Source organism: Bradyrhizobium cosmicum, from assembly GCF_007290395.2.
Taxonomy (GTDB): Bacteria; Pseudomonadota; Alphaproteobacteria; order Rhizobiales; family Xanthobacteraceae; genus Bradyrhizobium; species Bradyrhizobium cosmicum.
The window spans coordinates 3266379-3281247 of record NZ_CP041656.2 but is presented as its reverse complement, the minus strand read 5'-3'; the positions used below and the strand labels follow the sequence as shown (position 1 = coordinate 3281247).

The window sequence follows — 14869 nt, the reverse complement described above, 5'->3', positions numbered from 1 at the left end:
CGGCGTAAAGCCGAATTCGCCCAGCCTGATTTGCGTCGGCGGACTTTTAGACGGTTGTCGGGAGCCACGCAATCAAGGATCGCGTCAAAACTTCGTAAGATATTGATCTCTAATACGAATTATAAAATGGCCTGTTGATTGTCAGGGCTTGGCCCGCGGCACGGCGGAAATGACGACGAACGCCTGTGCCAGCGGCCAGTCATCGGTGATCGACAGGTCGATCCTCGCCTCGAACCCCTCCGGCGTCAGGGCCTGGAGCCGGGCGAGCGCCCCGCCCGTCAATTGCATGGTCGGCCGGCCCCCCGGCAGGTTGACCACGCCCATGTCCCGCCACCAGACTCCGCGCCGGATGCCAGTGCCGAGCGCCTTGGAGCAGGCCTCCTTGGCGGCAAAGCGCTTGGCGTAGGTCGCGACCACCATCTTCTCGTTCTTGGCCCGGCGCTCCGCCTTGGCGCGCTCGGCCGCGGTGAAGATGCGGTCGAGGAAGCGCTCGCCATGGCGCTCGATCACCTTGCCGACGCGGGTGATGTCGATCAGGTCGGAGCCGATGCCGATGATCATGCCCGGCTCCGGCCGCGCTCCATCGCCGCGCGCATGCTGCGGACGGTCTCGGCGAGGCCGACGAACAAGGCTTCGCCGATCATGTAGTAGCCGATGTTGAGCTCCATGATCTCAGGCAGCGCCGCGATGCTCTCCGCCGTCACGTAGTCGAGCCCGTGGCCGGCGTGCACTTCCAGCCCGGCGTCCTTCGCCAGCTTCACGCCCGCCACGATCCGCTTCCACTCCGCATCGGCCTTGCCGGTGTGGCCGTCGACCACGGCGTCGCACCAGGCGCCGGTGTGGATCTCGATCACGGGCGCGCGCAGCCGCGCCGCCATCTCGATCTGTGCGGGATCGGCGGCGATGAACAGCGAAACGCGGATGCCGGCATCGTTCAGCCGCGCGATATAGGGCGCGAGCGCATTGTGCTGGCCGACCACGTCGAGCCCGCCTTCCGTCGTCACCTCCTGCCGGCGCTCGGGCACCAGGCACACCGCATGCGGCCTGGTGGCGAGCGAGATCCGCATCATGTCGTCGGTCGCCGCCATCTCGAAATTGAGCGGCTTGGAGATCTCGGCCTTGAGCCGCGCCATGTCCTCGTCGCGGATGTGCCGGCGATCCTCGCGCAAGTGGGCAGTGATGCCGTCAGCGCCGGCCTCGATCGCAAGCAGCGCCGCGCGCACCGGATCGGGATTGCGGCCGCCGCGCGCATTACGCAGGGTCGCGACATGGTCGACATTGACGCCGAGGCGGAGCGGAGAAGCGGGCATTTCAGGACTCACGGAATCAGGGGAGCAGACGCATGCGAGATGCGTCTATCCATTAACACGTTCGACGCGGGCAACGACCGCCTTCGCGCGCAGTTGGGCGAGGATCGCGCTCAAATGCTTGAGATCGTAGACTTCGAGATCGATCGTCGTCTCCGTGAAGTCAGGCGAGCGGCGCTGCATGCTGATGTTGTCGATGTTGCCGTCATGCTCGGCGATCACGGTCGCGATCTGCGCCAGCGCGCCGGGCTCGTTGACGTTCTCGACTCTGATCCGGGCCGGAAAGCGCTGCGGCACGGAGTCCTCGATGTCCCAGCGCACGTCGAGCCAGCGCTCCGGCTCTTCCTCGAAATCCTTCAGGGCCGGCGCCTGGATCGGATAGATCGTGATGCCCTCGCCCGGCGTGACGATGCCGACGATGCGGTCGCCGGGCACGGCGCCGCCATTCGGCGCGAACTTCACCGGCAGGTCGGAATTGATGCCGCCGATCGGGATCGCGACCGGGCTGCGCGGAGGCTCAGACGATTTCTCCTTGAGCTTGGCGGCGAGCCCCTTCTTGACGCCGTAGCGCGCGACGCGCTCCTCCTTGTAGTCGGGATACATCGCCCGCGCGACGTGGGAGGCCTTGATCTCGCCACGTCCGACCGCTGCCATGACGTCCTCGATCGAGGTGCGCGCGAGCCGCGGCAGCGCCCCCTTGAGCTTGTCGTCGGCGTATTCGATCTTGGCGCGCTCGAACAGGCGCTCCACGATGCGCCGGCCGAGACCGACATATTGGTCGCGCACGGCGGTGCGCGTGGCGCGGCGGATCGCGGCCCGGGCCTTGCCGGTGACCGCCAGCGTCTCCCAGGCCGAGGGCGGCGCCGCTTGCGCTTCAGAGGTCAGCACCTCGACCTCGTCGCCGTTCTGCAGCTCGGAGGACAGCGGCGCGAACTTGCCGTTGATCTTGCAGCCGACCGCGCTGTTGCCGACGTCGGTATGCACGGCATAGGCGAAGTCGATCACGTTGGCATGGCGCGGCAGCGCGATCAGCTTGCCCTTCGGCGTGAAGCAGAACACCTGGTCGTGGAACAGCTCGAGCTTGGTATGTTCGAGGAATTCCTCGGGGTTGGCGCTCTCGGAGAGGATGCCGATGGTATGGCGCAGCCAGGCAAACGCGTTGGACTCGCGCTTGAGGAATTCGGTCGGCGAGCCCGCGCCTTCCTTGTAGAACGCGTGCGCGGCGATGCCGCGCTCGGCAATCTGGTCCATCTCCTCGGTGCGGATCTGGAGCTCGACGCGCTGGTTGCCGGGACCGATCACGGTGGTGTGGATCGAGCGGTAGTCGTTCTGCTTCGGCGTCGAGATGTAGTCCTTGAAGCGGCCCGGCACGACCGGCCAGGTGGTGTGGACGATGCCGAGCGCGCGATAGCAGGACTCGATGTCGTTGACGACGACGCGAAAGCCGAAGATGTCGGACAATTGCTCGAAGCCGATCGACTTGCGCTCCATCTTGGTCCAGATCGAGAATGGCTTCTTGCGGCGGCCGTAGACCCGCGCACCGAGGCCGCGGTGGCGCAGATTGTTGGAGAGCTGGTCCTCGATCTCGCCGATCAGATTGCGGTTGCGCTCGGCAAGCGCGTCGAGGCGCTGCATCACCACCGTATAGGCTTCGGGATCGAGCGTGCGGAAGGACAGATCCTCCAGCTCCTCGCGCATTTCCTGCATGCCCATGCGCCCCGCCAGCGGCGCATAGATATCGAGCGTCTCCTCGGCGATGCGGCGGCGCGATTCCGTCGGCACGAAATCCAGGGTGCGCATGTTGTGCAGGCGGTCGGCAAGCTTGACCAGAAGCACACGGACATCGTCAGCAATGGCCAGCAACAATTTGCGCAGGTTCTCGGCCTGCTTGGCCTCGCGCGACACCAGCTCAAGGCGCTTCAGCTTGGTCAGGCCCTCGACCAGCGCTCCGATCTCGGGGCCGAAGATCTGGTCGATCTCGGCCCGCGTCGCCTCGGTGTCCTCGATCGTGTCGTGCAGCAGCGCGGCCACGATGGTGGCATCGTCGAGCTTCAGGTCGGTGAGAATCGCTGCCACTTCGAGCGGATGCGAGAAATACGGATCGCCCGAGGCGCGGGTCTGCGAACCATGCGCCTTCATGGCGTAGACATAGGCCCGGTTCAGCAGGTCTTCGTTGGTATTCGGATTGTAGGACCTGACGCGCTCGACGAGGTCATATTGACGCATCATGCGCGCACGCGGCTTGGCCGGGCGGGCCACCGGCGCAGTCGGGGCCACGGCAACCGATTCGGTTGCGGCCATCATCTGCGTTGGTCTGTGGCGCCGATACACCATTCTGTCCTGCCTTCAAACGGACCATGAGACGGCCCGTTGCATACATCTTAGCTCCGATCGCGCGCGCGTCCGATCAATTCGGTGAAAGGTGCGCAGCGCGAACCGGCAACGCTATGGTAACCACGAAAACGCCAACAAAAGCAAAGGCCCGAACACGGGTTCGGGCCTTTGATAAGATCACAAGAAGTCGACGACTGCGATGGACGATTTACTCGTCCTCCTCGGGCTGCTCTTCCGGCGGCGCGAGGCCCTCGAGGCCCTTCAGGAGTTCCTCTTCGGTCATGCGCTCAACAGCAACTTCGGTATCATCCGCATCGACGCTGGCGCCGGCGGAACCGATCAACGGCACCGTGTCGGGCTCGGGCTCGTCAACCTCGACGAACTTCTGGAGCGAGTGCACCAGCTCCTCGCGGAGGTCCTCCGGCGAAATGGTCGTGTCAGCAATTTCGCGCAAAGACACAACAGGGTTCTTGTCGTTATCGCGGTCAACCGTTAGTTGTGAACCGGACGAGATCATGCGGGCACGGTGGGCGGCCAGCAGGACCAGGTCAAACCGGTTGTCGACCTTGTCGATACAATCTTCTACGGTGACGCGAGCCATGGACAGTCGCTCCGTTGTGGGTGGGACGAAATATGTGGATGATCGGGGCTAGTTATAGGGGCCGGGGCGGTTTCGCAAGGCCAATTTGTGATTTGGCCTCGCCAAACGGCTCTGCTACCCCCACATTGGGGCTGGGATGGGTGGTTTCCCGGGCTGCCATTGAAGGCGGCGCCGGGTGTATGAAAGTCCGTCATAACTATACCTTGATTGCACCGGCTTCTCCGGTTTTGCGGTTTCGACGGGTTTCGGCGGCACTCTGAAGTGCGCGGCTTGCTGCCGCGCGCCAACAATAAACGATTAATCACGAACTCTACGCGAGCAAACTGAATGTCACCTTCCTCTACCGACAAGATCGCGCTCTTCATCGACGGAGCCAATCTTTACGCAACGGCGAAAACTCTAGGCTTCGACATCGACTACAAGCGCCTGCTGAAGGAATTTCAGAGCCGCGGGACGCTGTTGCGGGCGTTCTACTACACCGCGATCATCGAGGATCAGGAATACTCCTCGATCCGTCCACTGATCGACTGGCTGGACTACAATGGCTACACCGTCGTCACCAAGGCGACCAAGGAGTTCATCGACGCCTCCGGCCGCCGCAAGGTCAAGGGCAACATGGACATCGAGCTCGCCGTGGACGCCATGGAGCTCGCCGAACACATCGACCAGATGGTGCTGTTCTCGGGTGACGGCGACTTCCGCTCCCTGGTCGAGGCCGTCCAGCGCCGCGGCGTGCGGGTCACCGTGATCTCCACCATCGCGAGCCAGCCGCCGATGATCGCCGACGAGCTGCGCCGCCAGGCCGACGTCTTCACCGATCTCGTCGAGCTGCAATCCAAGCTCGGCCGCGACCCGTCTGAACGCCCCGCCCCGCGCGACCGCAGCGAGCGCGGCGAGGGACGCCACCACGCCCCGCAATTCCTCCAGCGCGCGACCACGATGGCGCCGAGGGGCGATGACGACTTCGAGGAGTGAGGCGGCCCGGTCAAGCCACCAGGCCTCCCCCACCCTCGTCCCCGACCGCGACTGTCCGCTCTGTCCGCGCCTGGTCGCCTTTCGCAAGGCGAACCGCGCGCGGGAGCCGTTATGGCACAATGCGCCCGTCCCGCCCTTCGGCGACATCAAGGCGCGCCTCCTGATCGTCGGCCTTGCGCCGGGCATGCAGGGCGCCAACCGCACCGGCCGCCCTTTCACCGGCGACTATGCCGGCGACTTGCTCTACGCCACGCTGCTCGAATACGGCTTTGCCGAGGGCACGTATCACGCGCGCCCGGACGACGGCCTGAAGCTGGTCGACTGCCGCATCGCCAATGCCGTGCATTGCGTACCGCCGCAGAACAAGCCGCTGCCGGTCGAGATCAACACCTGCCGCCAGTTCCTCGTCGCGAATCTCGAGACGATGCCGAAGCTGCGCGCGATCGTCGCGCTCGGGCGGATTGCGCACGACAGCGTGCTCAAGCCGCTGAAGCTGAAGGCCTCGCAGGCCCCCTTCGGCCATGGCGCGGTGCATCAGGCCGGCGCGTTCAGGCTCTACGACAGCTATCACTGCTCGCGCTACAACACGAACACGCGCGTGCTGACGACGGACATGTTCCGCAGCGTATTCGCCAGGATCAAGGCCGACCTCGATTAGGCCTTGGCGGAATCGTTGGCCGGATTGGCCTTCAGCCAGTCCAGCACATCGCCGGCATTCCGGTCTGGCGGAAACACCGGGTAGAACACATGCGTGATCCTGGCGTCGTCGATGATCAGCGCGAGGCGCTTGATCAAGGTCAGGCCCGCGACCTCCATCGTCGGCAGATTGAGCGCGCGCGTCAGCGCCAGCTTCTCGTCCGACAGCACGGGGAACGGCAGATGCAGCCGCGAGGCCATCTCGGTCTGGTAGGCATTGCTCTGGGTCGACAGACCGAACACGTGCGAGGCTCCGGCGGCCTTCAGCTCGGCGAACAGATCGCGAAACGCGCAAGTCTGCGGCGTACAACCGCGCGCACCCGGGATCATGTCCCAATCGTCGACCAGCGCGATCTTGCCGGGCTCGCCGGTGCGCGGATAGGCGAACACCACGGTCCGGCCGCGCAGCGCCGACAGCGTCACTGACGTGTCGTCCGTGGCAAGCAGGCTGATCGCCGGCAGCGCCATGCCTTCGAGATGCGCCGCACCGCCGTCATCGGCGGGCGCGGGAATCTGGCTCCAATCGACCTCGAGCAGGTTCCGTTGATTCATCTCGTTATCCCCTCGCCCGCATCAGCCGGCCCTTCTCCCGGCTCCAGTCGCGCTTCTTCTCGGTCTCGCGCTTGTCGTGCAGCTTCTTGCCCTTTGCAACCGCCAGCTGCAATTTGGCGCGACCTCTCTCATTGAAATAGAGCTTGAGCGGAATCAGCGTCATGCCCTCGCGATCGACCGCCCCCATCAGCTTGTTGATCTGCCGGCGATGCAGCAGCAGCTTCCGCGGTCGCTTGGGCTCGTGATTGAAGCGGTTGCCCTGGAGATATTCGGGGATGGTGGCGTTGATCAGCCAGATCTCGCCGTTCTTGGAATCGGCATAGGATTCCGCGATCGTACTCTTGCCGTTTCGGATCGACTTGACCTCTGTGCCGGTCAGCGCGATGCCCGCCTCGATCGTATCCTCGATGGCGTAGTTGAAGCGGGCCTTGCGGTTTTCCGCCATGACCTTGATCGGACGCTCGTTCTTCTCGGCCATAACTTGTCAAAACCTGGCAAACAAACCTGAGCAGGATGCACGTGGACGCTAACAGTTCGGATGAAGCGAGCGCCTCAGGGCTTCCTGAGGAGATCGCGGATCTCGGTCAGCAACTCGACCTCGGCCGACGGCTTCGGCGGAGTGGAGGGCGCGGCCTCCTCCTTGCGCTTCAGCGTATTGATGCCGCGGATCACCAGGAACAGCACGAAGGCAATGATGACGAAGTTGATCGTCAGCGTGAGGAAGCTGCCCCAGGCAAGTACGGCACCTTGCTTCTTCGCATCAGCTAAGTTGGTGGCGGTGACCGCCTTGGACAAGGGGGTGAAGTAGTTCGAGAAGTCGAGACCACCGGTGATCGCGCCAATCAACGGCATGATGATGTCGCCGACCAGCGACGTGACGATGGCGCCGAAGGCCGCGCCGATGATGACGCCGACCGCGAGGTCGACGACGTTGCCCTTCACGGCGAATTCGCGGAATTCCTTGAGCATCCGGGTGCCCTTTTCCTCGATTGCGCTCATGACGGACTCCCCGGCAGCTGGCGTATCAGTTGATCAGACCAGCATGGACCATGGCGCTGCGCACGGCAACGCGCGTCGGCTCGGTGACCGGCACCATCGGCAGCCGCAGCGTCTCGTCCAGCTTGCCGAGCAACGACATCGCGTACTTGATCGGCGCCGGATTGCTCTCGATGAAGAGGTTGTTGTGCAACGGCATCAGCTTGTCGTGAATCTTCAGCGCGGTGGCGTGATCGCCCTTTGCCCAGGCGGCCTGGAACTCCGAGCACAGCCGCGGCGCGACGTTCGAGGTCACCGAGATGCAGCCGTGGCCGCCATGCGCCATGTAGCCGATGATGGTGGCGTCCTCGCCGGACAGCTGGTTGAAATCCTCGCCCATGGCCGCACGCTGCTGCGACACGCGGACCATGCTGGCGGTCGCGTCCTTGACGCCGGCGATGTTCTTCAGCTCCCACAGCCGCTTCATGGTGTCGACCGACATGTCGATCACCGAGCGCGGCGGGATGTTGTAGATGATGATCGGAATCCCGATCGCATCGTTGATCGCCTTGAAGTGCTGGTACATGCCCTCCTGGGTGGGCTTGTTGTAGTAGGGTGTCACGACCAACACGGCGTCCGCGCCCGCCTTCTCGGCGTGCTGGGCGAGCTCGATCGCCTCCTTGGTGGAATTGGAGCCTGCCCCCGCAATCACGGGCACGCGGCCCTTGGCTTCAGCGATGCACCATTCGACGACCTTCTTGTGCTCGTCGTGGCTGAGCGTCGGGCTCTCGCCGGTGGTGCCGACCGGGACGAGGCCGTTGGTGCCCTCCGAGATCTGCCAGTTGACCAGGGAACGGAAAGCCGCCTCGTCCAGCGAGCCGTTCTTGAACGGCGTGACCAAGGCGGTGAACGACCCCCGGAATTTCGTCTTGGCTGCCATGGACTTCCTCCGCACGCGGCAATCTTGTGAGCAAGCCCCATTCATACCGGGTCTAATCAGGCGGTAAAAGGGCCGCAGCCGTGTGACTCACCGTTTAGGCCGCGATTTTGCCGCGGTGCTGGTGCAAACCGGCCCCAGGTAAGCGGCTGTTGGTATTTTGTCCGCATATTCAATCAAATACAGCCAGATCTTGTACAGATAGGTCTTGAGCCAATTGACTGATTCGGGGCGACGAAACGCCGTGACCTCTTTTCCTCGTGCTGTATGGCGATCCGCGGGTCTGGTTGTGAGCCTGATGGCAGGGCTGTCGGTCGGCTGCGCCGCCTTGGCCAAGTCCAACGAGACGACCGCGGAAGCAGCCAAGGAGACCACAAAGCCAGCTGCCAAGGATGCGGCAAAGGGCTCCACCAAGGGAACCGGCAAGGAAACGGCGAAGGACGCAGCCAAGGAAACGGCCAAGGGCGCGACCAAGGGTGCAAGCGCCCCAGCCAAGGACGCCGCAAAGAAACCCGCCAAGGATGCAAACAAGAACGCCGGCAAAGAGCCCGCGAAGGATAAGCCTAAACCTGCCGCGCCCAAGGCTGCTTCGTCCAAGCCTGCCGTACCCAAGGCTGCCGCAGCGGCCCCTGCGCCAAAATCGACACCGGCCGCCAACAGTTCGTCGCCCAAGGCCGCACCTGCGCCCACCGCGACGGCCACCGTCAGACCGACCGCCCCTGCCCCCGCCAAACCGCTCGCCGCTCCAGTGCTTGCTCCTGCGACCCGCCAGCACGCCGCGCCGCGCAAACCCGTGACGCCGGCTGCTGTCGCTGCGACCTCGTCGACGTCGCAAGCCGACAAGGACACGCTGGAGAGCGTCATCGAGCTCGTTCGCAAGCGCAAGGCGGGTGACGCCACCAACGCCGCAGCCTCGATCTCGGATCCCGTCGCGCGAAAGCTCGCGGAATGGATCATCCTGCGCAGCGAGGACAATGGCGCGACCGTGGAGCGTTACCGCGCCTTCCTCTCCGCCAATCCGAGCTGGCCGTCGCAGACCTTCCTGCGCCGCCGCCTCGAAGCTGCGATGTGGGACGACAGACGCGACGATCAGGTGGCGTGGTCGTGGTTCGAGAACGAATCCCCCGTGTCCGCCAAGGGCCGCTTCACGCTCGCCAAGGCGATGCTGGCGCGCGGCGACCGCGCCAATGCCGAGCGGCTGGTGCGCGATGCCTGGCGCAGCGATCCGATGTCGGAGGATACCGAGAACAACGCGCTCGAGCAGTTCGGCGCGTTGCTGACGCCGGGCGACCAGAAGGCGCGGATGGACACGCTGCTCTACGGCAGCGAGAACGAGGCCGCGCTGCGCGCAGCAAAACGTCTCGGCGCGGGCTACGTCGCGCTCGCCAAGGCCCGCATCGCTTCCCTCAAGAAAGCGCCGAACGCGCGTGCGCTGCTGGAGGCCGTGCCGCGCGAGCTGCACAGCGATCCCGGCTTCATGTTCAGCAAGATCCAACTCCTGCGCCGCGAGGAGAAGTTTGCCGAAGCCGCCCAGCTCATGCTGTCGGCGCCGAAGGATCCGAACCGGCTCTACAATCTCGACGAATGGTGGATCGAGCGGCGCCTGCTGGCGCGCAAGATGATCGACACCGAGGAATTCCGCAGCGCCTATCTGATCGCGCGCGATGCGGCCCTGCCCTCGCGCGACATCTACAAGACCGAGCAGGAATTCACCGCGGGCTGGATCGCGCTGCGCTTCCTCAACGATCCCGCCTCGGCCGCGCAGCATTTCGCCCGCATCGGCGTCGGCAGCGTCAACCCGACCGCGCTGGCGCGCGCCGGCTATTGGCAGGGCCGCGCGGCGGAAGCGGCGGGCCGCCAGCAGGAGGCCCGCAACGCCTATGCAAGGGCGGCGGAGCAATCCACCAGCTATTACGGCCAGCTCGCGCGCGCCAAACTCGGCCTGCCGCAGATCGAGCTCAACAGCCAGCCGCGCGGCCGCGGCGCCGAACGGCTCGAAATCGTGCGCGCCGCGCAGCTGCTCTACGAGCTCGACGAGCGCGAGATGGCGGTGCCGATGCTTGCCGACATGGGCGAGAACGGCGATCCCGAAGCCCTCACCGGCCTTGGCGAGCTCACCCAGCGCTACAACGATGCGCGCGGCATGCTGCTGGTCGGCAAGGCCGCGCTCAACCGCGGCCTGCCGTTCGACTTCTATGCCTATCCCGTCAACGGCATTCCGCAGTTCACGCCGATCGGCCCCGAGGTCGAGCGCAGCATCGTCTACGCGATCGCCCGGCAGGAGAGCGCGTTCAACCCTTCGGTGGTCTCGCCGGCGCAGGCCTACGGCCTGATGCAGGTGACGCCGGATGCCGCGCGCTATGTCTGCAAGCGGCACGGCGCGACCTACGATCTGGGGAGGCTGAAGAACGATTCGGTCTACAACGCCACGCTCGGCTCGGCCGAGCTCGGCGGGCTGCTCGAGGACTATCGCGGCTCCTACATCATGACGTTTGCCGCCTACAATGCCGGCCGCGGCAGCGTGAAGAAGTGGGTCGATCGCTATGGCGATCCGCGCGACCCCAAGGTCGACGCAGTCGACTGGGTCGAGCTCATTCCATTCTCCGAGACGCGCAACTACGTGCAGCGGATCATGGAGAACCTTCAGGTCTACCGCGCCCGCTTCGGCGGCGGCACGCGGTTGCAGATCGAGGCCGACCTGCGCCGCGGCGCCGGCAGCGTGGAATAAGGCGCCTCTTCACCGTTTCGGTTGGGAGGAGATCGGCGGCGCGCCGTACGTGCTGCCGTTTGTTCGGCAGCCTCTAGAGCGATATCAATCCGCTCTGAAGGTACGTTGAGAGCTGCCGGCGTCGCAGTCATGCCGACTGTTCACCACCACCAATCAGCCCTCGAAGACAGCTGCCGATCCCCCAACCACGCCGCCGCTTCGTCGTGACGATCACGTCCCTTGCCCGCCGCCGACGCGAGGCGCTCCGCGGGCCTGGTCGGTGATGCGGGGCACAGGTGATCGCTTCCGAGGTGAAGCCGCTCGCGGCAACTGTCAGAGAGAGGTTCGCTTACGGCCTGCCGCTCCGGCGGGCCGCACTGCTCTCTTGCCGAAGACGGGGAGCTGTCCGCCGGACCGGTGCAGCACGCCGGCATCGCCAGAGCACGACCGGCAAAAAGAAAAGCCCCGGCGGTTTCCCGCCGGGGCTCTCGGTCAGATCGTTAGACCGAACTTACCAGTTGCGCTGAGCGCGGAGGAGCAGGGTGATGCTGTCCTGATCCTTCAGCTCGTACACGGCAGCCGGCTTGGCGGTCGCGCCGGATCCAGCGTAGCCGACAGTGCCGGCATACTTCTGGTCGAGGTGCGTCCAGTTGAGGTCGGCCGAGAACGTCAGGTTCTTGACCGGGGTCCAGCGGGTGATCAGGCCGATCTGGCCGATGGCGAAGTCCGGGTTACACGAGGTAACGCCAGCCTGAGCCACACCCGTGACGAACACGCCGCCGACGCCGCAAAGTGCGTTCTTGGCGAGCGAGCCGTACTGAGCCTGAGCGTAGGCACCGTACAGCGCGGTGTTCCAGTAGGGATCCCAGTTGTGGGTGTAAGCACCGCGGAAGCCCCAGGTCTTGACGGTCTCCTGCGAGCTGCCCGTGATGTACACGGTGTCCGGAGCATTGGCGAAGCCGACGCTCTGGTAGGCAACGCCCGAGCTGCCGAACATCGAGTAGGAGCTGCCCGCCAGGTTCTGGAAGTTGTAGCGGGTCGCACCGTCGGTGTAGACGCCCTGGATGTTGATCACGTCACCCGCGCCGGTCGGGATGTTCTTGATCGAGAGAGCCAGCTGAACCGCCCAGCCCCACTTGTCGTCGGGGTGGCCAGTCGGCTCGGTCGCGCCGTAGTAGGCAACGTGGTTGTCATGCGCGGCAACCGACGCCTGGAAGAGACCCCAAGCCTGGTCGACACGGACCATACCAACGAGGTTCGGCGAACGCGAACCGCCGATGGCGTTGGAACCGTACGCACCACCGATCATACCGGTCGCGGACGCGCCGGTGAGGTTCTGGTTGCCGGCCTGCATGTAAGCAGTCGGGTCTTCAGCCGAGAAGGCCGCCGTCACGCCCTGACCGAAGTCAGCGGTATAGCTGAACTGGTTGATACCAGTGACCGTGCCGCTGCCGCCGACGAGACCGTCGAAGTTGTTGCCGGGATAGTTGGTCCAGGGCGCGTCGAACTGCGACACGGCCTTACCCATCGTGAAGCCAGCGAACTGGATGAAGGCGTAGTACACGCCGAGCGAACCGGCCGAGGTGTTGCCGTCGGTGCCGTTGATCGAAGAACCAACCAGCGCCGGGGTCGCACCCGAGGTGTTGAGGGCCAGCGTACCGGTGTAGGCGGTGCCGCCCGTCGCGGAGCCGGTACCTTGATAACCGCCGGTGGTCCAGGAGAACACGCCGTCGAAGAAGGTACGGACGACGCCGTATTCGGTCGCGGTGCGCGTGTCGATGTTGAGGTCTTCACGAGCGCGCATGGTGTAGTAGTTGCTCAGACGGTTATGCGCACCACCGGGCGAGCCGTTGGCCGGACCGTAGTCTGCGTTGGTGCCCAACGCGACTTCGGCGCGCAGGTAACCACCCAGCTTGATGCAAGTGTCAGTGCCCGGGATGTAATAGAATCCGGCACCGTACAGGGAGCAGATCTTCACGTACTCGACCGCTTTGGCCTTCACGGGGAGATCGGCTGCCTGAGCTCCGCCAACGGCGATCAAACCCGCCGCTGAACCGAGCAAAAGGCTCTTAACCAACTTCATGTCAAACCTCCAAGTTTGCTCTATAGGGAAGGTTCCGGATCCGCTGGGTGAAGACACCCTAAGGTTGGTTCCCTTGTCCCTTAACTTCACCGCTTAGCCGCTTCGCGCTTTCGGACACACCCGCTAACGCGAGGGACTTAAGCGAACCACCTAAACCGGGACGACCTCGGGATGCCCCCCTCCGTCGCTCAGTGACAATTACCGAACGTCCTTGCACACACAACAAAAGAACGCTCCGAAACGGGCCAACTAAGCTCGTTTTCCGAAGGGTGTTGCACAAATAACACGCAGATGTGATCGGGCCACCCTCATAACAAATTGTTTTTATTGACGTTTTTTCTGCGGTTCCATCTGCTGCAAAAGTTCCCCGCTGGGAGACGCCCGAGGCGAAGCCTTGGCGTGAGGGGGCTTTTGCGTGCTCGAATGGTGGAATCAGAAGGAGACTCGGGGCTTCCAATCTGGCGCAAGCCCGGTCGCGGGGATGGCCACCGCGCGCGGTGGCCACTCATTATGAATGAAGGCGCGAATTATCGGGATCGGGGCGGCTTTACGCTCTCGCCCGGAGAGCAACCTGCATGTTTTGAAAATCGCTGGGAATATTCGAGCGAAAACACACGCTTCCAAATTGACCGGCCCAAGCAATTAGATGCATAAGGCTGGCACCGGAGAGGTGGCCGAGTGGCTGAAGGCAACGCTTTGCTAAAGCGTCATACGGTCTCAAGCTGTATCGAGGGTTCGAATCCCTCCCTCTCCGCCACCCAGCAGCAGAATCAAGTCTGAGCGTTCTTTGAACGGCGACGGGCGCGAAAGACTGACGCAAGGATCTGCGCGGCTGATTTCAGTCCGATTCGTCTATATATATATGTGCGCTGAGATGGGGGGCGCCGTGTCCGCTCATGCGAAGGCGATATCGACACCGCCTCCCCGGCCCAAGCCTTGACTCAAGATGCCGGAACTCCGCCGGCACGGAAACCGGCTTGCCGAGAAAACGTGGGTCCCGAAGCGCGTCTCCGCTCAGTTGGCGGAGATCCAGGCCCTTGCGTCGCGCTGCGCGGCCGAGATCTCGGCATCCGACATCTGCCCGGCGACTTCCTGGCGCAGCGTCACGGCGTCCTTGCGGCCTTTCAGGGCGGCGAGGTTGAACCATTTATGCGCGGCGACCAGATCGACGAGGCCGGAGCGGCCGCTCGCCCAGTAGATCCCGCGCTCGAACAGCACGTCCGACAGCGCGCTGGCGTCGATCGGCGTCGCCGTCTCCAGATCGAAAGTACCCTGAAACATAACGCATCCCCTTTTTCTTATGCCGCCTCGTCCCCCGAGCGCGGCTCCCGTCCAGAAACTGTTCAACTCATCCCATGCCGTTTGCCGGCTTGTTGGAGGCGATGATGGCGGGCAAATTTGAATGGCAGTTTAAGTATCGCGATGAAGCAGACGTAAACGCAGCGACGCGCATCCCGCGCGTGAAATTCAAAAAGCCCCGTTTTGCAGGCACTTCTGCGATTCGTCAGATTCGGTTTACCCTGGGATTTTCGCAGAACGATAACCATCGCGCGTTGTGGCGTGGGCGTCGGGGATTTGGCGCCGCTCGTTGTCGCCACCCGCGCCCCGGCCACGCCAGGGCTGCACCGGGCTTGCGATCCTGGAACGCCGAAGTTCAGCGAAGGCGGCAGGCGGGTGCCCCGACAATCCTGAGACGGCAATC

Annotated in this window: 13 protein-coding genes and 1 tRNA gene; 4 read left to right on the top strand and 10 right to left on the bottom strand. The window is 64.1% G+C overall.

Features of this window, described 5'->3' with window-relative positions:
- Positions 1-141: 141 nt before the first annotated feature.
- The 4 genes from acpS to rpoZ all read right to left on the bottom strand — a co-directional run bounded on the left by acpS (position 142) and on the right by rpoZ (position 4242).
- Positions 142-561, bottom strand: coding sequence for a holo-ACP synthase (gene acpS, locus FNV92_RS15775; RefSeq protein ID WP_015685653.1), 420 nt, complete (start codon positions 559-561; stop codon positions 142-144).
- Entirely contained in the window at positions 558-1310 is a 753-nt protein-coding gene (locus FNV92_RS15770) for a pyridoxine 5'-phosphate synthase (protein WP_015685652.1), read from the bottom strand. The genes acpS and FNV92_RS15770 overlap by 4 nt, the downstream gene beginning before the upstream one ends.
- A gap of 45 nt (positions 1311-1355) precedes the next feature.
- Positions 1356-3641 (bottom strand): RelA/SpoT family protein, encoded by a 2286-nt coding sequence (locus tag FNV92_RS15765; protein ID WP_143845758.1) that lies wholly within the window; start codon positions 3639-3641, stop codon positions 1356-1358.
- Positions 3642-3849: 208 nt separating this feature from the next.
- Positions 3850-4242, bottom strand: coding sequence for a DNA-directed RNA polymerase subunit omega (rpoZ, locus tag FNV92_RS15760; RefSeq protein ID WP_008133017.1), 393 nt, complete (start codon positions 4240-4242; stop codon positions 3850-3852).
- 327 nt (positions 4243-4569) lie between these two features.
- On the opposite strand from rpoZ, the gene FNV92_RS15755 reads away from it, so the two are divergent.
- Together FNV92_RS15755 and FNV92_RS15750 are read left to right on the top strand one after the other, a co-directional pair.
- Positions 4570-5217 (top strand): LabA-like NYN domain-containing protein, encoded by a 648-nt coding sequence (locus FNV92_RS15755; RefSeq protein ID WP_015685650.1) that lies wholly within the window; start codon positions 4570-4572, stop codon positions 5215-5217.
- Positions 5198-5875, top strand: a complete 678-nt coding sequence (locus FNV92_RS15750; RefSeq protein WP_143845759.1) for a uracil-DNA glycosylase — start codon at positions 5198-5200, stop codon at positions 5873-5875. The genes FNV92_RS15755 and FNV92_RS15750 overlap by 20 nt, the downstream gene beginning before the upstream one ends.
- Here the strand turns inward: FNV92_RS15750 and FNV92_RS15745 are convergent.
- The 4 genes from FNV92_RS15745 to dapA all read right to left on the bottom strand — a co-directional run bounded on the left by FNV92_RS15745 (position 5872) and on the right by dapA (position 8380).
- Positions 5872-6465 carry a peroxiredoxin gene (locus FNV92_RS15745; protein WP_015685648.1) on the bottom strand — a complete coding sequence of 198 codons (594 nt, stop codon included), beginning with the start codon at positions 6463-6465 and terminating at the stop codon, positions 5872-5874. The two genes, FNV92_RS15750 and FNV92_RS15745, sit on opposite strands and share 4 nt — an antisense overlap.
- Positions 6466-6469: 4 nt before the next feature.
- Positions 6470-6943 carry an SsrA-binding protein SmpB gene (gene smpB, locus FNV92_RS15740; protein WP_015685647.1) on the bottom strand — a complete coding sequence of 158 codons (474 nt, stop codon included), beginning with the start codon at positions 6941-6943 and terminating at the stop codon, positions 6470-6472.
- Between the two features lie 74 nt (positions 6944-7017).
- Complete coding sequence (mscL, locus tag FNV92_RS15735) at positions 7018-7434, bottom strand: large conductance mechanosensitive channel protein MscL (protein ID WP_041748865.1); 417 nt, start codon at positions 7432-7434, stop codon at positions 7018-7020.
- A 55-nt stretch (positions 7435-7489) separates the two neighbouring features.
- The gene (gene dapA / locus FNV92_RS15730; protein ID WP_015685645.1) at positions 7490-8380 is read right to left on the bottom strand and encodes a 4-hydroxy-tetrahydrodipicolinate synthase; all 891 of its coding nucleotides are present in this window, start codon (positions 8378-8380) and stop codon (positions 7490-7492) included.
- 295 nt (positions 8381-8675) lie between these two features.
- On the opposite strand from dapA, the gene FNV92_RS15725 reads away from it, so the two are divergent.
- The gene (locus tag FNV92_RS15725; protein WP_168213698.1) at positions 8676-11105 is read left to right on the top strand and encodes a lytic transglycosylase domain-containing protein; all 2430 of its coding nucleotides are present in this window, start codon (positions 8676-8678) and stop codon (positions 11103-11105) included.
- A gap of 490 nt (positions 11106-11595) precedes the next feature.
- On the opposite strand, the gene FNV92_RS15720 is transcribed toward FNV92_RS15725, so the two are convergent.
- Positions 11596-13167, bottom strand: a complete 1572-nt coding sequence (locus tag FNV92_RS15720; protein WP_015685643.1) for a porin — start codon at positions 13165-13167, stop codon at positions 11596-11598.
- 664 nt (positions 13168-13831) lie between these two features.
- Between FNV92_RS15720 and FNV92_RS15715 the strand changes: the two genes are divergently transcribed.
- Positions 13832-13924 (top strand) — tRNA-Ser (locus tag FNV92_RS15715).
- A gap of 257 nt (positions 13925-14181) precedes the next feature.
- Here the strand turns inward: FNV92_RS15715 and FNV92_RS15710 are convergent.
- The gene (locus tag FNV92_RS15710; protein ID WP_015685642.1) at positions 14182-14448 is read right to left on the bottom strand and encodes a hypothetical protein; all 267 of its coding nucleotides are present in this window, start codon (positions 14446-14448) and stop codon (positions 14182-14184) included.
- Positions 14449-14869: the final 421 nt, after the last annotated feature.